This is a genomic window from Flavobacterium adhaerens (assembly GCF_040045115.1).
Lineage (GTDB): Bacteria > Bacteroidota > Bacteroidia > Flavobacteriales > Flavobacteriaceae > Flavobacterium > Flavobacterium adhaerens.
This window is the reverse complement of record NZ_JBDLZX010000001.1, coordinates 381,490-404,861: the sequence shown is the minus strand read 5'-3', so window position 1 is coordinate 404,861 and position 23,372 is coordinate 381,490. Positions and strand designations below refer to the sequence as shown.

At 32.7% G+C, this 23,372-nt stretch carries 12 protein-coding genes; 7 read left to right on the top strand and 5 right to left on the bottom strand.

All coding sequences use genetic code 11. The annotated features are described in order from the left end of the window. Window positions 1-37 precede the first annotated feature (37 nt). From ABEB18_RS01725 to ABEB18_RS01710, 4 genes are all read left to right on the top strand, one after another. Window positions 38-1,963 carry an alpha-1,4-glucan--maltose-1-phosphate maltosyltransferase gene (locus ABEB18_RS01725; RefSeq protein ID WP_348797277.1) on the top strand — a complete coding sequence of 642 codons (1,926 nt, stop codon included), beginning with the start codon at window positions 38-40 and terminating at the stop codon, window positions 1,961-1,963. A gap of 45 nt (window positions 1,964-2,008) precedes the next feature. Further along, complete coding sequence (gene glgB / locus ABEB18_RS01720; protein ID WP_348797276.1) at window positions 2,009-3,916, top strand: 1,4-alpha-glucan branching protein GlgB; 1,908 nt, start codon at window positions 2,009-2,011, stop codon at window positions 3,914-3,916. Window positions 3,917-3,969: 53 nt separating this feature from the next. Continuing rightward, a complete protein-coding gene (locus ABEB18_RS01715) occupies window positions 3,970-4,797 on the top strand; it encodes a M48 family metallopeptidase (RefSeq protein WP_348797275.1) in 828 nt (275 codons plus the stop codon). A 185-nt stretch (window positions 4,798-4,982) separates the two neighbouring features. Next, window positions 4,983-6,311 carry an MFS transporter gene (locus ABEB18_RS01710; protein WP_348797274.1) on the top strand — a complete coding sequence of 443 codons (1,329 nt, stop codon included), beginning with the start codon at window positions 4,983-4,985 and terminating at the stop codon, window positions 6,309-6,311. A 51-nt stretch (window positions 6,312-6,362) separates the two neighbouring features. Here ABEB18_RS01710 and ABEB18_RS01705 read toward each other — a convergent pair whose 3' ends face one another. From ABEB18_RS01705 to ABEB18_RS01685, 5 genes are all read right to left on the bottom strand, one after another. Further along, window positions 6,363-6,836 (bottom strand): nuclear transport factor 2 family protein, encoded by a 474-nt coding sequence (locus ABEB18_RS01705; RefSeq protein WP_348797273.1) that lies wholly within the window; start codon window positions 6,834-6,836, stop codon window positions 6,363-6,365. Window positions 6,837-6,859: 23 nt separating this feature from the next. Further along, complete coding sequence (locus tag ABEB18_RS01700) at window positions 6,860-7,531, bottom strand: peptidoglycan DD-metalloendopeptidase family protein (protein ID WP_348797272.1); 672 nt, start codon at window positions 7,529-7,531, stop codon at window positions 6,860-6,862. Between the two features lie 79 nt (window positions 7,532-7,610). Beyond that, entirely contained in the window at window positions 7,611-10,019 is a 2,409-nt protein-coding gene (locus ABEB18_RS01695) for an alpha-ketoacid dehydrogenase subunit alpha/beta (protein WP_348797271.1), read from the bottom strand. A gap of 186 nt (window positions 10,020-10,205) precedes the next feature. After that, window positions 10,206-13,031 (bottom strand): gluzincin family metallopeptidase, encoded by a 2,826-nt coding sequence (locus tag ABEB18_RS01690; protein ID WP_348797270.1) that lies wholly within the window; start codon window positions 13,029-13,031, stop codon window positions 10,206-10,208. 138 nt (window positions 13,032-13,169) lie between these two features. Next, on the bottom strand, window positions 13,170-13,898 hold the full coding sequence (locus tag ABEB18_RS01685; protein ID WP_348797269.1) for an LOG family protein: 729 nt from the start codon (window positions 13,896-13,898) through the stop codon (window positions 13,170-13,172). Between the two features lie 306 nt (window positions 13,899-14,204). Here ABEB18_RS01685 and ABEB18_RS01680 point away from each other — a divergent pair, with 306 nt between their 5' ends. The 3 genes from ABEB18_RS01680 (at window position 14,205) to ABEB18_RS01670 (ending at window position 23,361) form a co-directional block, all read left to right on the top strand. Then, window positions 14,205-18,242 carry a two-component regulator propeller domain-containing protein gene (locus ABEB18_RS01680; protein ID WP_348797268.1) on the top strand — a complete coding sequence of 1,346 codons (4,038 nt, stop codon included), beginning with the start codon at window positions 14,205-14,207 and terminating at the stop codon, window positions 18,240-18,242. Between the two features lie 663 nt (window positions 18,243-18,905). Next, complete coding sequence (locus ABEB18_RS01675; protein ID WP_348797267.1) at window positions 18,906-20,303, top strand: hypothetical protein; 1,398 nt, start codon at window positions 18,906-18,908, stop codon at window positions 20,301-20,303. A 46-nt stretch (window positions 20,304-20,349) separates the two neighbouring features. Further along, complete coding sequence (locus ABEB18_RS01670; RefSeq protein ID WP_348797266.1) at window positions 20,350-23,361, top strand: SusC/RagA family TonB-linked outer membrane protein; 3,012 nt, start codon at window positions 20,350-20,352, stop codon at window positions 23,359-23,361. Window positions 23,362-23,372 lie beyond the last annotated feature (11 nt).

Here is a 23,372-nt window from a genome sequence, read left to right as displayed (position 1 = left end):
TAAAAGTTACTAATTTACGTTTCAAATTAAGTAGCACATGCAGTATCAAACGCGTATAATAATAGAAAATGTTTTGCCACAACTTGACAGTGGTAAATTTGCAATTAAAAGAATTGTTGGTCAAAAAGTTGTGGTCACGGCAAATGTTTTTTCCGATGGACATGATGTCATAGAATGTTGTGTGAAATTCAAACAGGATGCTGATGAAAATTGGCAAGAAGTACGAATGACTCCTCTAGGAAATGATGAATGGATTGCCGAATTTGAGGTTGATAAACAAGGGGCTTATACCTATTTTGTTGAAGGCTGGGTAGATTATGCTTTAAATTGGCAACATGGTACCGAAAGAAAAATAAATGACAATCAATATGTAAAATCAGAATTACTGGAAGGAGCCGAATATCTTCAGGCAATTCTTAATCAGGTTGAAGGTTTTGAGAATGAATATCTTAATCAACTAATTTATTTCTTCACTACAGATTCAGAATACGACAATGCAATCAGAGAAGCTACATCCAAAGAATTGCACCGAATTTTCAAACAATATCCTGTTCGTTTTTTAGAAAACAAATCGATCGATTTGAAAATTTATGTAGATAGAAAGAAAGCTCTTTTTAGTACTTGGTACGAATTTTTTCCTCGCTCAGCTTCTTCTGAAGAAGGTAAACACGGTACTTTTAAAGATTGTATAAATTTACTTCCTAGAGTAGCCCAAATGGGGTTTGATACTTTGTATTTTCCGCCAATCCATCCAATTGGAGAGATTAACCGAAAAGGAAAAAACAATGCTACTACCGCTGAGTTTGGTGATGTAGGTTCGCCTTGGGGAATAGGTTCTCATTATGGCGGACACAAATCGACTCATCCGGAATTAGGATCAATAGAGGATTTTAAAGAATTAGTTCAGAGAGCTCAAGAATTAGGTATAGAGGTTGCTATGGATTATGCTTTGCAAGCAGCTCCAGATCATCCTTATGTAAAAGATTTTCCGCAATGGTTTAAATGGAGACCTGACGGAACGGTTCAGTATGCTGAAAATCCTCCAAAAAAATATCAAGATATTCAACCAATATATTTTGAAACTTCAGACTGGAAAAATTTATGGAAAGAATTACTAGAGGTTGCCTTGTTCTGGGTAGAAGAATGTAATATCAAAGTCTTTAGGGTCGATAATCCGCATACCAAACCGTTTTATTTTTGGGGTTGGTTAATTGCCGAAATAAAGAAAACGCATCCCGATGTATTGTTTTTGGCCGAAGCTTTTACCCGTCCTAAAATTATGAACGAATTAGCGAAACAAGGTTTTAGCCAATCCTACACGTATTTTACATGGAGAAATTCAAAACAGGAATTAACTCAATATGTTGAGGAGCTAACTCAAACGGAACAAAAAGAATTCTATAGACCTAATTTTTGGCCCAACACACCTGATATTAATCCATTTGCTTTGCAACACGGAAATGAATCAATGCATTTGCAAAAATATTTTTTGGCTGCTACACTAAGTTCTAATGTTGGAATTTACGGACCAATTTTTGAATATATGATTAGTACTCCAATGGGTAATGGCAAAGAAGAATATTTAGATTCCGAAAAATATCAATATTATAAATGGGATTGGAGCATTCGCAACAGGCTAATAACACTAATTACTAGAATTAATATGCTTAGACGCGAACATCTTTCATTGCAACAAACCAATAATATTGTTTTTTGTGAAACCAATAATGACCAAATCATATCTTATTACAAGTTTGATGACACTAAAGAAGATGAAACTTTGATGATTGTAAATCTTGATAATCACAACACAAGTAGTGCTTCGGTAAGAATGCCTTCGGATTTTAGTCATATTCATATAACTGATTTAATTACCGGAAACTCATATTATTGGGAAAATGAATGGAACTATGTAGAGCTTTCTGCAGATTTGCCTTTTCATCTTTTCAAAATTCATCGTTAACCGTAATCAGCGAAATATTATTTTATAAAAAACAAAGCCACAAATATGAACAAAGTACAAACCTATTCACTTTTTACGGATTTTGATATCGATTTATTCAAAGCAGGCAAACATTTTAAACTTTATGAAAAATTAGGAGCACATTTCATTGAGGTAGATGGTGTAAAAGGTGTTTATTTTGCTGTGTGGGCACCATCGGCTAGGACTGTTTCGGTGGTTGGAGATTTTAATTATTGGGTTCAAGGAGAGCATCAATTGTTTGTGCGTTGGGATTCTTCGGGAATTTGGGAAGGTTTCATACCAGGGATAGAACAGGGGACCAAATATAAATTCAAAATTCAATCCAATATCAACGGAATTATTACCGAAAAAGCAGACCCTTTTGCTTTTTACTGTGAAAAACCGCCACATACAGCTTCAGTAATTTGGGATTTAAACTATACTTGGAAGGATAAAAAATGGATGGAGAATCGCAAAGAACATAACGATTTAGATAAACCATTCTCTGTTTACGAAGTTCATTTGGGTTCTTGGAAACGTAAAGGTAAAGAAAATCGTTTTTTGACCTATAAAGAGTTTGCAGAGGATCTTGTAAAATATGTTAAAGAAACTGGTTTTACACATGTCGAATTTATGCCTGTTATGGAGTATCCTTATGATCCTTCGTGGGGTTATCAATTGGTAGGATATTTTGCTCCAACATCTCGTTTTGGAAACCCACAAGATTTTATGCTATTAGTAGATAAGTTACATCAAGCAGGAATTGGTGTTATTTTAGATTGGGTGCCTTCACATTTTCCTGAAGATAGTCATGGTTTGGGATTTTTTGATGGATCTCATTTATATGAACATCCCGATAGAAGAAAGGGGTATCATCCCGATTGGAAAAGTTTGGTTTTTAATTATGGAAGAAATGAAGTTCGTTCGTTTTTAATTAGTAATGCTTTGTTTTGGTTACAACATTATCATATTGATGGACTCCGAGTTGATGCTGTTGCTTCTATGTTATATTTGGATTATTCTAGGAATGATGGAGAATGGGAGCCTAATATTTATGGAGGAAGAGAAAACCTAGACACTATTAGCTTCTTGAAAGAATTTAATGAAGCGGTTTATGGCAATTATGAAGGAGTACAAACTATAGCCGAAGAGAGTACATCATTTCCAATGGTTTCTAGACCTACATTTGCAGGTGGTTTAGGATTTGGAATGAAATGGATGATGGGCTGGATGCACGATACCTTACAATATTTCCAGAAAGAAACGGTTTATAGAAAGTACCACCAAAACGATTTGACTTTTTCTATGACCTATACTTATACAGAAAATTTTATGTTACCATTATCTCATGATGAGGTGGTATATGGGAAAAGGTCTATTTTAGGAAGAATGCCAGGTGATGAGTGGCAACGATTTGCTAACCTTAGATTGCTTTATAGTTATATGTTTACGCATCCAGGAACCAATTTGTTGTTTATGGGGGATGAGTTTGGACAAAGTGGAGAGTGGGATTTTCAAAATAGTTTAGATTGGCATTTATTACAATATGATTTTCACAATGGGATAAAGTTATTAATCACGAATCTCAATAAACTGTATAGATCCGAACCAGCTCTCTACGAAAAACAGTTTAGCCCAGAGGGTTTTGAATGGATCAATTATTCAGATCATGAAAATGCTGTTTTATCCTTTATTAGAAAAGGAAACAATCCGAAAGATGATTTAATCATTGTTCTCAATTTTACGCAAGTAGTGAGAGAAAACTATAAGATTGGAGTTCCTCAAAAAGGAAAACTTGTAGAAGTGTTTAATAGTGATGAAAGTGATTTTGGAGGGAGTGGTGTTAAAAACACTAAAAAAATAGCCGTTGAAAATAATCCTCACGATCAAAAAGAGTATTCTGCCACCATTACACTTCCTCCGTTGGGGGTTGTAGTTTTTAAAACTTCTTAAATAAAAAGGAATAAAAATGTAACTTTATACCTCGATAATTAAATCTATGCATTATGAAAAAAAACATATTATTAGGAATCGGTATAATTGGTTTAGTCTATTCTTGCGCAACTAATCCTATTACAGGTTCAAAGGAGCTTAATTTTGTGTCAAATGATAATTTATTCGCAACATCATTTCAGGAATACGGAACTTTTTTAAAAGACAATAAAGTAATTTCGGGTACTGCTGATGCTAAAAAAGTAGAGAGTGTTGGAATTAGAATTAAAGCGGCAGCCGAAAAGTACGCAAATTACCTTGGTAAACCAGAGTATTTAAAAGGCTATCAATGGGAATATAAATTAGTAGAGAGTAAAGATGTGAATGCTTGGTGTATGCCAGGAGGAAAAATTGTTGTTTATTCAGGAATTATGCCAATTGCCAAAGATGAAAATGGCTTAGCAACCGTGATGGGACATGAGGTGTCGCATGCTATTGCCAATCATGGAGCGCAGCGAATGAGCGCTAGTCAAATACAGCAAATTGGTGCTGCAGGTGTTGCCGTTGCAACAGGGAATCAAAGTGCAGAAAAGCAACAAATGTGGCAACAATATTACGGAATAGGAACTCAAGTAGGAGGAATGCTCCCTTTTAGTAGAAGTCATGAAAGTGAAGCTGATAAATTGGGACTTATTTTAATGACAATTGCAGGTTTCAATCCAGACGAGAGTATTGTTTTTTGGCAAAGAATGTCGGCACAATCAGGAGGATCAGCACCTGCCGAATTCATGAGTACTCACCCTTCAGATGCTACTAGGATTGCTAATTTGAAAAAATTAATTCCGCAAGCAAGAGAAATTGCTGCAAAAGTTAATGCTCCTGCAAAAGGAGTTGCTAAATAGTCGGAATCTATTTGTAAACTAATAAGCCATAGATCAATAACAAATTGTTGTCGATTTATGGCTTCGTCTTTTTGAGGATATTCTAAAATTCTAATTTTAAATTTTTAATATTAATCTGTGAAAAAATATAATTGGCTATCATTCCAATAAAAAAATAAATAAATTCGCAAATAAAAAAATCAAGTATGGCAGATTTAGAAAAAGGAAGCAAGAAGTTATTAAACGCTTGGGCATTTTACGATTGGGCAAATTCCGTTTATCCTTTAGTGATTTCATCGGCAATTTTTCCAATTTTTTATGAATCCCTATTTTCTGATCGAAGTCATTATATAGATGTTTTCGGAATGAATTTAAAAAATTCAGCACTGATTAGTTTTGTTACTGCAATAGCTTTTTTAATGGTTGCTATTTTTTCACCAATACTATCAGGAATTGCAGATTATGTTGGAAATAAAAAAACATTTATGAAATTCTTCTGCTATATGGGAGCTATTTCATGTATTGGATTAAACTGGTTTAGTTTAGAAAATATTTATGTTGGGTTGTTTTTTTATTTTTTTGGACTAATTGGTTTTTGGGGAAGTTTAGTGTTTTATAATTCTTATTTGCCAGATATAGCTTTTCCCGATCAGCAAGATTCAATTAGCGCCAAAGGATATTCTCTAGGATATATAGGAAGTGTAGTTTTGTTAGTTCTTAATTTGGGAATGGTTTTGATGCCTGATTTTTTTGGTATCACAGGAACAAAAGGAGAGGCAGCAATGAAAGCAATGAAATATTCTTTTATAATGGTTGGAATCTGGTGGATCATATTTAGTCAGTACACCTATTATTTCTTGCCTAAAGGAAATAAAAAGTCAGATTCAAAAATAACAAAAGCGGTAGTTTTTAATGGTTTCAATGAATTGAAAAAAGTTTTGAAATTATTAGAAGCCAATATACCACTTAAACGATATTTGGTAAGCTTTTTTGTTTATAGTATGGCTGTTCAAACCGTAATGCTAATTGCAACTTATTTTGGCTCACAAGAAATTGCTTGGGAATCAGATAGTCAAAGTCAAACAGGGCTTATAATTTGTATTTTGTTGATTCAGTTGGTGGCTGTTGTTGGAGCAGTATTAACTTCCAGAGCCTCAACTAAGTTTGGAAATATACCTGTTCTTATCGTAATCAATTGTTTTTGGATTGTATTGTGTTCTGTGGCTTATTTTATCGTAACTCCTATGCAGTTTTATGTGATGGCAGCATTGGTAGGACTTGTTATGGGCGGAATTCAAGCTTTATCTCGTTCTACTTATTCGAAATTATTGCCTGAAACCGATGATACAGCCTCTTTTTTTAGTTTTTACGATGTTACCGAAAAAATCGGAATTGTGATAGGGATGTGTGTCTATGGAATTATCGATCAAATTACAGGCAGTCCAAGATTAGCAATAGTATTTTTGGCCGTATTTTTTATAGTTGGCGTTTTACTGTTGAATAGGGTTCCTCAAAAAGGGACAATTGCTAAATAATTTTTTTTTAAAGGAATTAAAAAAGGCTAATTAGTACAATTTTAGCCTTTTTTATTGGTCTTTATTTTGAAACGCTTTTAATGAAATCTTGGCTTGTTTTTGAATTTCTCTTTGCATGAAGCCTGTCCATCCAAATAAGAAACCTTTAAATCCAAATGCTTGTCTTGACCATTTCCAGATATCAAACGAATCAGTGTGTTGTAGTATCAATCCGTCTGAAAAATGAAATTGTCCACGAACTTCATTGACGACCTGTCTGTTGGTTTTGCTAAAATTATAAGTAGCAATCCATTTTACAGAACCAGATGTTTCGTTGGCTTTAATGTCGGAGTATTCTATTTTTATATTCCCGTTGCTATTTTTTAACAGCATTTTCCACATCATACGTACCTCATCACCTTTTAATTTTCCAAAAGCAGGATCCTCAAATTGTATAGATGGATGATAACATTCGCACATTGTTTTGGCATCGGCATTAGCAAATGCAGTATAAAATTTTTGAATTGTTTTTTCGTTTGGATTCATTTTAATTGAAATTTTAAAAATGGTTATATGATTTTCAAAAGTAAATTGGGATCGGGACAGTTTTTTAGATAATGCTCTAATTTATTTTTGCTGCAAACTCCAGGATAATCTCCAAAATTATCTTCAATGTCAGCTATTATTTGAAAATGCAAATGTGGAGCATAATCGCCATTTACCGATGAATCCCCTAAAAATGCCAACTTTTGTCCTTTCTTAAAAGAATCTCCAACTTTAAGATTGTCAATACTCTGTAATGTCAAATGCCCGTATAGTGTGTAAAAAGTTTGCTGTTCAAATTGGTGCTCCAGTATAATTGTTGGGCCATAATCACCCAATTTGGCATTATTTTGAAAACTGTGTACTTTTCCGTCAAGAGCGGTTAATACCGGTGTTCCAGCTTTTGTCCATAAATCCAAACCAATATGTATATTGCGTTCTTCGGTATTTAAAGCATTGAATACGGAGCTTCGTTTGTATAAATTTCTATTCTCATTATATCCACCAAAAGCCACTGTTGCGTTTTTCTCTTTCAAAAAATGATTAATAAAATGTTCAAATTCATTCGAATTTTGAATTTGATCGATTGCAATATTTGATTCTGATAAGTCTATAGAAGTGTATTGAGAGTAGGGGATAGAGGCATCAATAACTTTGATATCTTTCAAGTCTAAAAATAAATTTTCAAGAGCTGTCATCTAGGTATGTTTGGTTGTATAAAGATAAAAAAAAATCTCAACCCTAAGATTGAGATTTCTTTTACGATTGGTTTAACTATTAATACAAAGAAGGGAATCTTGCAGGATTTACTTCATGTATCATGTCATAAACTTTTTCAAAAATATCTTCAGCTGATGGTTTTGAGAAATAATCGCCATCGGTTCCGTATGCAGGTCTGTGAGCTTTTGCAGACAAAGTTTGTGGTTTACTGTCTAAATAAACATAAGCATTTTGTTTTTCAATTATTTGTTGCAAAATAAAAGCTGAAGCTCCACCAGGAACATCTTCGTCAATTACCAATAAGCGATTGGTTTTTTGGATACTTTTTTGGATATCGTGATTGACATCAAATGGAAGTAAAGATTGTATGTCTATTACTTCACAATCAATACCTATTTCGAATAATTCTTTAGCGGCTTGTTCTACCAATCGTAAGGTAGAACCATATGAAACAAGTGTAATGTCGTTTCCTTTTTTTAGTGTTTCTACAACTCCAATAGGTGTTTTAAATTCACCATAATTCAAAGGTGTTTTTTCTTTTAATCTGTATCCGTTCAAGCATTCTATGACCAAAGCTGGTTCGTCGCACTCTAATAATGAGTTATAAAAACCTGCTGCTTGTGTCATGTTTCTAGGAACCAATACACGGATTCCTCTAACCGCATTAATAATCATTCCCATTGGAGAACCAGAATGCCAAATTCCTTCTAAACGATGACCTCGGGTACGAATGATTAATGGGGCTTTTTGTTTACCAACAGTTCTATATTGTAAAGTAGCCAAATCATCACTCATGGTTTGAATGGCATAAATCAAATAGTCTAAATATTGTATTTCGGCAATAGGGCGTAAACCTCTTAGAGCCAAACCAATTCCTTGACCTATGATGGTGGCTTCACGAATTCCAGTATCGGCAACACGAAGTTCCCCGTACTTTTCTTGCATTCCTTCGAGCCCTTGATTTACATCGCCTATGTTTCCAGAATCTTCACCAAAAATCAATGCTTCGGGAAATTTGGAAAATAGCGCATCAAAATTATCTCTCAAAATCATTCGGCCATCAGTGTCTGCCACAGCGTTTGGTGCGTATTCTGGCAATATCTCTTTGGCCGAAAACACATTGTTTTCTGATTCAGAATATAAATGACTACTGAACTTTGGTTGTGTTATTTTGAAGTAGTTTGTTATCCAATTGGACAGTTCTTCTTTTTGAGGTTCGCTAATAATTAAACGAAGTGATTTTCGAGCAATTATCATAATCTCCTTTTTTAGGGGAGATTTTATATTCTTTAAACTGTTAATATTTCTTTGAATTTCGTCTCTTCTGTTGCTAGTGGTTACTGCTTTTTCTAAAATAGAGATTAATTCATTTTTCTCTTCGATAATAGGTTCGATAAAAGTATTCCAGGCAGCCTTTTTACCTTCAAAAACTTCTTTTTTAGCTTCAAGGTCTATTGCCTCGAGTTCTTCTGGCGACGCAATATTAATGGCAATCATCCATAATTTCATCTGACGAATACAGTCAAACTCTTTTTCCCAAGCCAATCGTGAAGCGCTTTTGTATCTTTCGTGAGAACCTGAGCTGGAATGTCCTTGAGGTTGTGTTAGTTGTGAAACGTGGATTATAACAGGAATATGCCTTTCACGAGCAATTTCGGCTGCTTTTTCATAAGTAGCAATCAAATCTACATAATCCCAACCTTTTACAGTTAGAATTTCGTAACCGTTTGTTCCTTCTTCAATTTGAAATCCTTTTAATATTTCAGAGATGTTTTCTTTAGTAGTTTGATGCTTTGCATGTACCGAAATACCATATTCGTCATCCCAAATACTCATAACCATTGGTACTTGTAAAACCCCGGCTGCATTTATGGTTTCAAAAAATAATCCTTCAGAAGTGCTGGCATTACCAATAGTTCCCCATGCAATTTCATTACCATTATTCGAAAATAATTCTGCATTAGGGATGTTAGGAATGTTTCTGTATATTTTCGAGGCCTGTGCTAATCCTAGTAATCTTGGCATTTGTCCAGCAGTAGGAGAGATATCGGCACTCGAATTTTTTTGTTGTGTTAAGTTTTTCCACGAACCGTCTTCATTTAAGCTATGGGTTACAAAATGACCTCCCATTTGTCTTCCTGCCGACATAGGTTCGATTTCTAAATCAGTATGTCCGTACAGTCCAGCGAAAAATTGTTCAATTGTCAATTCGCCAATAGCCATCATAAAAGTTTGATCTCGATAGTAACCTGAACGAAAATCACCGTTTTTAAAACATTTAGCCATTGCAAGCTGAGGGACTTCTTTTCCGTCTCCGAAAATACCAAACTTAGCTTTTCCTGTTAATACTTCTTTACGACCTAATAAGCTACATTCTCTGCTTATTAAGGCAATTTTGTAGTCATTTAGAACTTCAGTTTTGAAATCTTCAAATGTTAAACTGGTATCTACTGTTTCTTTAATCATATCTTAAAAAGGTCTGCTTACGGGAGCAAATTTAATTAAAAACAATCTAAACAGCATTAAATTATTGTTTATTTTTTAGTTTTTTCACAAATAATTTTTATTAAAACGAATGTATTTTTATTAAATAAATAATTTTAGCTTAAATAATTGTGTAAAAGTTTAAAAAATTAAAGTTTTTATTTTGAATTAAAACCATTTTCTAGTAAAAAGGTTGATTAATGATTTGGGATTGAAAATAAAAATAAACCGAATTTTTTCGCCATAATTTTTATCTGCAGGTTCAAATCCATTTGAAGAGTAGATAGGAAAGTACAATTCGAAATAATCTTGAACCAAATTCAGTCGGATACCGCTATCGTATAAAAAAGTAGGATCGGCGTTTCTGTTTTTTATCAGACCAAAATCTGCATAAGCATCAACCCAATTCCAAAGTAGTGAATAACTTAAATTTGTAGTAGTTAGCCATTGGTTTGCTTCTGAAGGAGTTACAAATGATTTGAATCCGCCTTGTCCTAAAATAAACTGTTGGCTTAATATACCTGTTGTTTCCGATCGAGCATAAACCGCATAATCAAACAAATAATCGTTTACTCTAGAAACTCCAAAATTATAATTTTGTGTGTTGTTGCTGTTGTAAATAAAAGTTCCAGCAAAAACACGAGCATTAAAATAACGATTGTCATTGAATAGCTTACGAAACTCCATTTCGGCAGAGATTTTACCAAAATATCCTGAGAATTGAATATCTGTGAGGAATTTTACATGACTAGTGATTTCTGTTTTTATATTGTAATATTTGAGGTTTAAAATAGAATAATTATCGGTGCTGTCTATTACTGTCAAAGAAGGTTCTTTGTAAATAATGTTGTATTTCATTGTAAAAGCTTGCTTTCTATTGTCACGATAATTTGGTTGTCTGATGTAGAAAGAAACACTTGGATACAATTTTAGATATGCAGCATCTGAAGCATAGTGATAATAGGAGGCTCCTAATAAATATCGGATATTGTACAGTCTGTTCTCTCTTAAATATTGATTGTATGCAAAAGAACCGCTCCCAATGACTGAATTGGTATTAATGGAATACATTGGATTAACATTAAACATAAAAGGTTTATCAAATAAACTGTAGTTATAGAAGCTAAAACCTGGCGCAAAACCATCGTATAAATTATAAAATAAGGTTGGGACATAAAATAATTGCGTACGATGTGGATCTTCTAAATCTTGAAAAAAGGTCATTTTTAAAGGACGATTTAAAGAAAAAGCACGCAATGATTTCCAGTTGTTTCTTAGGTTAAACTCGGGAACTTCATTGCTGTAATTGAGTACTAATTTGTCAATTTTTTTTCTTTCTATGGTAAGAATAGTGTCTATTTGATTGGTTTCTAACCATTTTTTGAAAACAACTTGTTTATCTCTGATTCCAAATATAGGCATCGGAACTAGAGGGATTCCTTTGTTTTTTACCTTAAAAGTAATACTATCACTGGTTTTGGTAATGTGACTAAATTTATAATCTATAGGTTTTCGGTTGTCAATAATATACTCAAAAAACCATTCTATGTTTTGGGGTGAATTGGATTTTAAAATTTGTTCAAAATCATTTCCATTCGTTTGTTTTTGAAGGTTTAATTCGTAAAATTGCTTAATTCCTGTAGAAACCTTATTAGTGCCAAGGTAATCATCAAGGTATTTTAAACTCAGTCCAGCTTTGTATTTATTGGCAATTTGAACATTGTATTTTATCAATGTATTTTTCGAAACATTAAGGGGTTGGTCTAGATTTTTTCTAGCCATAAGCATATAGTAATAACTGTATTGTTCATTAAAGTCGGTTTGAGCCATTTTGAAACTTCTCAATAAATAATATTTAGAGGCGTCTCCCATCATTTTGGCATCATGATGGTATTGGTCAATATAATTCATCATGCTAAAGATTTGAATTCCATCAAATATCCAATTGTCTTTTCTGGGGTCTAATCTTAAACTGTTTTTGAGATAATTATTTAAATATGTTTTTAAAAATTTTATTTCGAATAAAAAATCGGTATGAAACGGTCGCATAAATTTGGGTAACTGATTCAGTCCGTAAAAAGGATTTTTTTCATAATCGGTTGTTGAAATGATTATTTTATCCATCGGATATTCGCCTATATGATGGTTGCAATAGGTTACGATTCGCTCGATAATTTTAGCTTTTAACGAATCGTTGAATCTTCCAGAATTAATGTTATTAAATACTTCTAAGTTATTGACTTTGAATTTTGTATAACTTGATTTTTTTTCGATTATTAAATCAAAATTTGTTCTGTTTTTTCCAGTCAAAATCGCATGAGTTTCCTCTTCGGTCTGTGATATTTGTTGTTGTAACAGGTCTGTTGTGATGTCGCTTTTGCCTTTAATTTTTAGGTCAATATCAAAATCAGTTGAGCCATTGGCAATATCATCCAGATTTTCGTTACTGTATTTTACAAATTGATGATTCTCATATCGAGCAGGAGTGATGAACCAATCCTTAAGATGCATTCCAGATTTTTCTAAACGCCCATATTTTGTGAATTTGTCACTTGGTATTTTGACATTATAGGTCAGAATCAATTTGATTTTTTGATTGGGTAATAAGTTTGTATCAAGTAAAATTTTAATATAATCTGGATTTTTTTTTGTTCTTTCCCAACCAACTTTTTTTTGCAGTGTATTGTTAACGATAAAGTTTGTTGTGCCTCCAAGATCAGATTGATCCGCAAGATGAAATTTGTTGTAAAACTCATCCGAAAATCGTTTGCCCAAAGGACTTTCTTTGTCTGAGAAAGCATTGTTCCAGTCGTTTAAAACAATAGTAGTTAACGTGTCTTTCGATTGGTTGTAGAAAGTAATTTCTTGATGGATAGATAAAGAAGATTGTTCCATATCAGCAACTACAGTCATCTTAGAATGATGCTGTGCATACTGTTTTTGAGTCACCCATAAAACAATAATAGAGAAGATGATTTTGCTGTATGTTTTCAATCTGGGACGATGTATTAGTTTATAAGGTTATAAAGCTACTACAATTTACAAATAATTAAGAAAAGTACAGTATTAATCAGCTAAAAAGCATCGAAAAGCGTTGAAATAAAAAAGCCGTTCTTTCAAACGGCTGTGAGATTAAAAATTAGGGCTTAAATCGTATTTCTTATAGAATTTCTCAATTACTTCTACCACTTCGTCCTCGGTATCGACAATTTTAAATAAATTCAAATCTTCAGGATTTATAGTGTGTTCTTTTTCGAGTAAAACAGTTTTTATCCAGTCGATTAGACCAGCCCAAAAAGATGAACCGACTAATATAATTGGAAATTTTCCAATTTTTTTGGTTTGAATTAAAGTGATGGCTTCAAATAATTCGTCTAGTGTACCAAAACCTCCTGGCATTACGACAAATCCTTGCGAATATCGTACAAACATTACTTTTCTGACAAAGAAATAATCAAAATTCAAATTCTTGTCTCTATCAATATATGGATTAAAATGTTGTTCAAATGGTAACTCGATATTCAATCCTACCGAAGTTCCTCCACCAAAATGTGCTCCTTTGTTACCAGCTTCCATAATTCCAGGACCACCACCAGTAATTACCCCATAACCAGCTTTACTGATTTTGTAGGCTATTTTTTCGGCCAATTGATAGTAGTGATCTTCAGGTTTGATTCTGGCCGATCCAAAAATAGTTACACAAGGTCCAATTCGCCCCATGTTTTCATAACCGTTTACAAACTCAGACATAATTTTGAATATTCCCCAGCTATCATGGGTTCTTATTTCGGTCCATGTTTTTTGTTTAAAACTTTCATGGATTATTTTATCTTCCTCATTATCAAAATCTTGTAGTTTCATGTTTTATATTGTTTTTTGTTTATGCTTTTTTGTTGTTGATTCTTACTTTTTGCAATTAAAATTATATTCTATATAAGTATCCTATTGGTAAACTAAGATACTTGTTTTTCTAAAGAATCATTGTAATAGTAACCTTAATTTTAATGTTTTTTTAAATGAATAGAAAATTAAAAAGAATTAAAATTAGTTTGTATTTTTTATTTTATGAGTAATCAAGACAGTTTTTTTTGAATTATTTGTAGTTTTAGGGCGTAATTGTATTGTTTTCTTGAATAACACAGTTACCTCATTTAAAATAAATACACTTTGAAGAAATTTTTTATAAATCTATTACTATTAATAGGATTTCACTTTTCTATTGAAGCTCAGGAAAATCCTGTTCAGTTTTTGGATATATCTGATGGATTGTCAAACAATTCGGTCACTACAATTTTTCAGGATAGTGATGGGTATTTATGGTTTGGAACTTATGACGGATTAAATCGATACGATGGTTATGGTTTTAAGGTTTATCGTAATCGTATCAACGATAAAAAATCATTGCCTTTTAATACCATTTATAATATTGAAGGAGATTTTCAAAAAAATATTTGGTTGGGAGGTTCGAATGGGATTTGTATTTACAATAAAAATACGGCAAGTTTTCAGTCGGTTCAATACAAGGGTTTTGATGGAAAATCAAAAAAATTAAAAGATGTTATCCATCAAATTCGGGCTATATCGAATGATTTGGTATTAATAGCTTCTCAAAGTTTGGGTTTGGTGGCTTTTGAAAATAATACATATATAGGTAGCCAAGTTCCTTTAGCAATTCGAAGCACTAAAAAAGTTATAAAAAACTACGATGCAATAGCTATTCAGCATGATAAAATAAATAAACATTCTTGGGTATATGTTCGTAATACTGGAATTTGTAGTTATCAGTATCAATCAAAATCATTGCAATTAGTATTTCCGTTATTAAAAGAAGTAAAGGCTATGAAGCTGGCTACAGATGGAAATTTATGGTTAGGAACTGATGAAGGACTTTTTTTGTTTGATACTAAATTTGGTACTGTTTCTGAAAATTATTTTTTGAATAAATGTAGTGTTACCGATATTCTTGTTGATCGAAAAAAAGAAGTTTGGGTAACTACAGATGGTTGCGGAATTTATAAAGTATTAAAAGGGAAAAACAAAGTAATCTCTCAGGATGAAATAAATAGCAATCCATTGGCCAAAAGTAACTCGGTTTGGAGCTTATATGAAGACAAAACTGGAAATAAATGGTTTGGATCCTTACGTGGTGGTGTGAGTATGCTAAGTAATGTACCGAAGTATTTTAAGACTATTCGGTATAATGCAAAAAATCCGGCGGAGAATTTTATTTTGTCATTCTGTGAAGATGAACAAAAAAATGTTTGGGTTGGAACAGATGGTGCTGGATTAAAATACTGGAATCGAAAAAATAATACTTATACCAATTATAGTAATAGCCTTTCGAGCAAGTTTATTACAGGAATTGCTAGAGATGACAATAACGATATTTGGATCTCGACTTGGGCAGGAGGGGTAAATCGAATTGCTAAAAACAATACCGTAACCCAATATTCTTGTTACAATCCCTATACGAAACAAATAGAGAAAAATATTTGGTCTATATACAAAGATTCAAAATCTAACATTTGGGCAAGTGCCACCAATGAAGGTTCACTTTACTTTTTTGATCGAAAACAAAATGTTTTTGCCCTTTTTGATAAATCGATCACTAATTTGCAATGTTTGACCGAAACTAGTGATGGGAAAATTTGGGGAGGAAATTATACGAGTCTATTTTCTATAGAAAAAGAAGCTCATAAAATTTCAAAGTTTCCAATAGGAAATCCTATTCGATGCATTCATGAAGATAAAAAGAAGAATCTTTGGGTTGGTACACAAGAAGGAGGATTGGTTTTGTTTGATCGTAATACCCAAAAATTCAAAAGGTTTACTACTGATGATGGCATTCCATCTAATACTATTTTGAGATTGCTTGAAGACAAAGAGGGAAATCTTTGGATGAGTACTTATAATGGTGTTTGTAGATTTGATAATAACAGAAAAACGTTTCGTAATTTTTCTGTAAATGATGGACTTCAAAGCAATCAGTTTAGTTTTAATGCAGGTCTTCAGTTATCTACTGGAGAATTCCTTTTTGGAGGAATAAATGGTTTTAATATCTTTTTTCCTGAGGCTATAAAAGGGTTTAATCAAAAGAATAATTTGTTGCTGACCAATTTTTATGTGAATAATCAATCGGTCGAAGAAAGTAAAGCCCGCATTGATAGTTCGAATAAAATTAAACAAGTTGTTTTGAATTATGATGAAACAACTTTATCAATGGAGTTTGTAGCTTTAGATTACAATAATGCCGACAAAATCAATTATGCCTATTTTTTAGAAGGTTGGGATCAGCAATGGAACTATGTGGGACAAACTCGTAAAGCAAATTATTCAAGATTGCCCGAAGGGAATTATACTTTTAAAGTAAAGACAACCAATTTTAAAGGGGGATGGAATAAGGAGGAGACTCTTGTTGAGATTCAGGTTTTACCTCCTTGGTATAGAACTTGGTGGGCCTATATGCTTTATCTGTTGACAATTGGAGGATTGTTATATGTTTATAAAGATTATAATAGAAATAAAGAGCAGTTAAAATATAAGGTCAAAATTGCTGAGTTAGAAAGTAAAAAAGAAAAAGAAATTGCTGAGAAACAGTCATCGATGTTTACTTATATATCTCATGAGTTTCGAACTCCTCTTTCATTAATTATAAACCCTCTGAAAAAGGCTGTTCAGAAAGAAAACGTTCAAAATGGTTCTTCTGGAAGTGATCTAGCCATTGCACACAGAAATGCTAGAAGGCTTTTGAGTTTAGTGGATCAACTTTTACTTTTGAGAAAAGCAGAGAATGATGCTGATTCGCTTAGACTGTCAACAATCAATATGAATAGTTTATGTAATGAGGTTTTTCAGTGTTTTGTAAATCAAGCAAAGGATAAAAACATTCAATACAATTTTGTAGTTCCAGATCATGATATTGTGATTGTTGGTGATTACGAAAAAATCGAAATTTCTTTGTTTAACTTGATGTCCAATGCATTTAAATACACATCAATAGGAGGACATATAGATTTGATATTGACGGAAACTAATAATGAAGTTATTCTTAAAATAGCGGATACTGGTCACGGAATAAATGCAAAAGATATTGATGTGATTTTTGAGAAATTCAAACAAATTAACTCTAAAGTTTCTATTGGGACTGGTTTTGGAATCGGACTTTACATTGTTAAATATTTTGTAGAGAAGCATAAAGGAACAGTAAGTTGTACCAGTGAGATAGGTAAAGGGACATCATTTACATTGACTTTTCTTAAAGGTGATAGTCATTTTGATAACGTTGAAATAATGGATGTGACTCCAAAAAGAACTCAATTGTTTGACGAATTAATTGTTGATGATGCAGAAGAGACAAATTTATCAATCGAAAGCTCAGGTGCAGATAAAGACTTGAAAAAAGTGATGCTTACCGAAAAACGTACTGTTTTAATTATTGATGATAATTTTGAAATTAGATCATACCTAATCAAATTATTCTCTGAAAACTATGTTGTTTATAGTGCTCAAAATGGTGAGGAAGGTTTGAAATTAACAAAACAACACATGCCTGATCTTGTAATTAGTGATATTACTATGGATGAAATGGATGGTATCGAATTGTGTAGAAGAATAAAAGAAAATAATGATTTGTCTCATATTCCTGTTATTTTGTTAACGGCCTCCAAAAATACTGAGACTCATTTGCAAGGAATCAACGAAGGAGCTGATGATTATATCACCAAACCTTTTGATGATGATATTTTGGTTGCTCGGGTAGAATCATTATTGAAAAATAGAAGTAATCTAAGAGCGTATTTCTTAGATAGTATAACTTTAAGAGAGAATACACAAAAAGTTCCTGTCGAATATCAAGAAATGCTTAAAAAATGTATCGATATAGTAGAAGCTAATATCCATAAAAAAGATTTCACCATCAAGAATTTTGCCCTTGAAATGGGAATGAGTCATAGAACACTTTATACTAAAATCAAAATTATTTCTGGGCAAACCTTAAATGCTTTTATTCGTTCTCTGCGAATACGAAGAGCTGCTATGTTAATGCTTACTGAGGATATGAATATTGCTCAAGCAAGTGCAGAAGTAGGTTTTGAAGATCCAAAATATTTTAGACAACAATTTGTGAAACTTTTTGGAATGACTCCTTCTGAATACATTAAAAAATATAAGAATTCCTTTAATTCTGATCTTAATGTTGTCAATTAATTTTAACTCAAGATTATATTTTTATTAAACATATTTGTTTTTTTATAGCTGTTTTGCGCTATTCTATGAAAAAACTACAACGTTTTAGTGATAAATCGTCTTTAAAACAAAAAATATACAATATTCAAAAACAAGTATTTTTTTTTAAATACTTAATAATTTTTAGAGCAAATAAATATCTTATTACAATTTTGACCTCCTTTTTTTTCCAATTTACCCCTCTTTATAAGTGTAGATTAAACATTTCTTTGTGGTTATAGTAATTTAATTAACATTTTACTATGAAATTAAGAGTGTTCGTTTTTCATATATAATCTGGTTTGAATTTTAGTAAAATTTAAAAGCATATTAAAATTTGGTTATGTTTTGGTTAAAGTTAATTAGTTGTTGCTTATCCATTAACCCGTAGCTTAAAAACTACGGGTTTTAAAAAAATAAAAACACTCTTTTTTGAAATCTTGAATTGTGCAGAAATTAGAAAACAATAGACAATCCTTTTAGAATACTATTATATATAAATTATGAAAACAATTAGATAACCATTTTACCCTTTTTGTTTACCTAAATGAAGGAAAACAGAATTAATCAGTTTACAATTAAACCAGTGATTACCTTAAGAATTAAAAAAAAAAAAAAAAAATAACCTAACTTAAAATTAATGAAATGAAAAAAAATGTATTTCTATTTTTTCTTGCTCTTTTTGCTGTCCTTTTTACGGGATGCCAAAATGACGAATCAGATTTCCCAAGTTCTGATGATCCTACGATAGTAGTTGCCACCGAAGAAATTTATGGTGCGCCTACTAGAAAATTTGAAATCAAAGCTGCTTTGGCGGATGATTTAGGATTAAAGAGTGTTCAAATTCAAATCCCTGAATTATCACTTGATAAAGTCATAACTTTTGGGACAGATCCATTAGTAACAAACTATGACTTAAGTTACTTTTTTGAAGTACCAGCAGATAGAGGAACTTCAGAAGTTTTCAAAATTAAATTGATTACTACAGACGTTTCTGGAAATGTTGTTAACGATGAAATTAATTTGCGTTTAGACGGAGAGTTTTCAGTTCCATCGATAACAATGAACACACCAAAAGAAGGTGCTGTGATCTTGTTGTCAACTAGCAATGAAATGCCAGTAAATTTTGTCGTAAATGACGATTCAGGTATTGATTATATTGAAGTAAAATGTGAGGCTCTTGGTATTCTTGATTTAATTCAATTAACAGATAGCCCTCAATCATATACTTTCAATAAAACTTATACATTGCCAGTTACTGCTGCAAATTATGTATTGACCATTACAGCAAGAGATAAATTTGCTATTCCTAACACAGGTTCATTAAGCATTAATGTGGTTGCTACAAACGAATACCCAGCTATTTATTTATGTGATCAACCAAAAGGAACTAATCTTACTACAGATGCTGTTGGAGTTCCTATGTATTTCCATGAGAAAAACGGACAAGATTTTGAGTTTAACTATTATGCAGATTCAGACAACAAAGAAATTTATTTCTTAGGACAAGAATCAGATTTTGCACCACATTGTTTTGGATTAAACGCTTCTGGTAATTTAGCAGATGATGTTACTTCTAGTCCAATTGTTTTACCAACCAAAGGATATTACATAATAAAAGTAAACCCAAATACTTTGCTTTATTCTGTAGAAAAATACACACCAACAAGTAAAGTTTGGGCTGATGTTGCTAATGGATTATGGCATGACGACGAAGCTTTAAGAAAACCATTCGTAAGTGTTTGTGGTGGTGGAATTAAAGATGCTAACTGGGATACTTGGAATGCTTGGGTAATGACAGGTTTACATTTAGCTAATAATCCAAACAATCCTTACCAATTAGTGGGCGAATATACTCTGACAGGTACTATGGAAGCTACATTTACTGGTCAATGGTGGAGTCCATCATGGAGATTAATTCAAAATGGTGTTTGTACAATGTCTCCAGGTGAAAACGGAAATGCTAAATATCCAGCAGCTGCAGGAGTTTACAAAGTAGTTCTAGATACAGAATTGGAAAGAGTCTTTATATCTAAAAAATAGTTTGTTATGACTTTGTTGTAACATTTAATCAATAAAACAACTTAATATGAAATTTAAATATATATGGTTTTTTATTGTCCTTTTATGTACCACGGTATCATTTGGACAAATAAAAATAAAAGGAACCGTTAAGGATAAAACTAACGTTCCAATTCCAGGGGTTAATGTAATTGTAAAAGGTTCTACGATGTCAGCATCTACAGATTTTGACGGGAATTATTCAGTAGAAATTCCTAACAAAAATGCACAAGTTGAGTTTTCTTATGTTGGTTTTACTACCAAGGTAGAGCTTGTAAACGGTAGAACCGAAGTAAATGTAATACTTAGTGATGCTAGTAACGAGTTAGATGAAGTAGTTGTGGTAGGTTATGCTACAGTAAAAAAGAGTGATGTAACGAGTTCTATTTCTTCTATAAAAGGAAAAGAATTACAAACGATGACTGTAGGTAACGTAACCGAATCATTGCAAGGTAAAGTTTCTGGGGTTCAAGTTGTTGGAGCTGGAGGACCTGGTGCACAACCTAGAGTATTAATTCGTGGTATCTCTACGGTAAATTTAAGTACAGACCCGCTTTATGTAGTCGATGGAATCCCGATGGGTACAAGTATCAACTTCTTGAGTAATAATGAGATAGAGTCTATGGAGGTTTTAAAAGATGCTTCTGCAAGTGCTATCTATGGTTCTCGTGCATCAAATGGAGTTATCTTGATTACAACCAAAAAAGGTAAAGTAGGTAAAACTAGATTTACAGTTGATCTTAGCTCAGGTATGCAAATCATGAATAACCCTTATAATATGGCTGATGCCGAAGGGTATGCTACTATTATGAATGCTGCTTATAACAATTCGGGATATTCAGATTATTTACCAAATCCTTCTCAATATAGAGGAAAAACTACTGATTGGTGGGGAGCAGGAATTAGAACGGGTACACCTGTAACAAACGCTTCTCTTGGAGTGACAGGAGGTTCAGAAAAACATACTTACGCAGCGAGCATCAACTATTATGATAGCGACTCGATGTACGGAGTTGGTGGTTGGGAAAGAGTTACGATGAGAATCGCTAACGATTTCAAATTCTCTGATAAATTCTCTGCAGGAATTACATTGAATCCTCGTTATGAAACTTGGGGTTCTCCAGGAAACTGGGCAGATTTTGATAAAATTGATCCAATCACACCAATTTACAAACCAGTTGATCAATTAGATGGTACCGAAAATGAATATAGCATTTATGCTCGTTCTCCTTCGTATATCTGGAATCCAGTTGCATCAGTAGCAAGATATGATGATTATACAGATCAGTATAATTTAAACATGAATGGATATTTACAATATACACCAATCAAAGGATTGGTAATTCGTTCACAAGCCTCTATCGAGGTTGGTGATAAAACACAAAGTATTTTTAGACCTGATTTCGTAATTGATGCTGCTCACGAAAAAGCAGAAATCAATAGTGTTGAAAGAACTAACACTACTAACGCAGATTGGACTTGGCAAAATACAATTACCTATAGCAAAACTTTTGCTGAAAAACACAATGCTTCTTTAATGGTAGGTAATACTATGGAAGAGTACAACGGAAATAATGTTTGGGGTTATGGTGAAGGTGTTCCTAATAACTCAGATTCTATGAGAGAGTTAAATGCTGCTACCAAAAACCGTAACAGTGGAGGTAACAGATGGTCAAGTTCTTTGATGTCTTATATTTCTCGTCTTTCTTATAATTATGACGGAAAATATTATTTGACAGGAACTTTTAGACGTGATGGATCTTCAAAATTCATGGAAAATAACAAATGGGCAAATTTCCCATCGGCATCTTTCTCTTGGAGAATCTTGAATGAAGATTTTATGGAATCAACTAAAGAAGTTTTTAGTGATTTAAGATTTAGAGCTGGTTGGGGTAAAGTAGGTAATCAAAATTTACCAAGTGCCGTTTATCAGTCAAACATTGGTCAAGGATTTTACGTAATTGATGGTGTTGTTGTAGATACATCGTATCCATCTTCTATGGCAAATAAAGATATCAAATGGGAAACTGTAGAAGATGTAAGTTTTGGTATTGATTATGCTTTATGGAAAAACAAACTTTCAGGATCTATCGAGTATTACCAAAAGAAAACTAACGATATGTTATTCTCTAAACAGTTCCCAACCTATAGTGGTTTCCCAAATTATTCAACAATGTGGACAAACGTTGGTTCTATGAAATCAAGCGGTATCGATTTAATGATTTCATATAAAGATAAAGTTGGAGATTTCTCTTATGGCGCTGATTTAACTTTTACAACTGTAGATGTAGAGATGGTATCCTTATCTACAGATGGAGAAAAATTATACGGAGCAAGTAATAGAACGCTTACAGTAGAAGGTGATGAGCCAGGATATTTTTACGGATACGTTGCTGATGGTTTATTCCAAAACCAAACAGAATTGAACTCTCATACAGATGAACACGGAACTAAATTGCAACCTTATGCACAAGTAGGAGATGTTCGTTTTAAAGATTTAAACAACGATGGAAAATTAGACGATCAAGACAGAACAAAAATTGGTACTCCTTGGGCTGATTACAATATTGGTTTGAATTTAAACTTTGCTTACAAAGGATTTGATTTAGTAGCTAATTTCTATTCAAGTTTAGGGAATGATCTTGTAAACCAAAATATATCTGATTTATACAATGGTGCAAGTTTGACTAACAAAGTAAGCGGATTAGATCAAATGGCTTGGCATGGTGAAGGAACTTCTACTTATGTGCCTCGTTTGTCTAAAGATGATAATAACGAAAACTTTACCAAATTCTCTTCTCTTTATGTTGAAGATGGTTCATTTGTTCGTCTAAAAAATATTCAATTGGGATACACATTTACAAACCAATTCGGATTGGATAAATTGAGATTATCAGTGTCTGGACAAAACATTTGGACATGGACAAACTATACAGGAGTAGATCCTGAAGTAGGAGGAGGAGTTTTAGGATCAGGTTTTGGTGGATGGAATTATCCTGTACAACCAACAATCCTAATGGGGCTTAATGTAGCATTTTAATTAAAAAAATC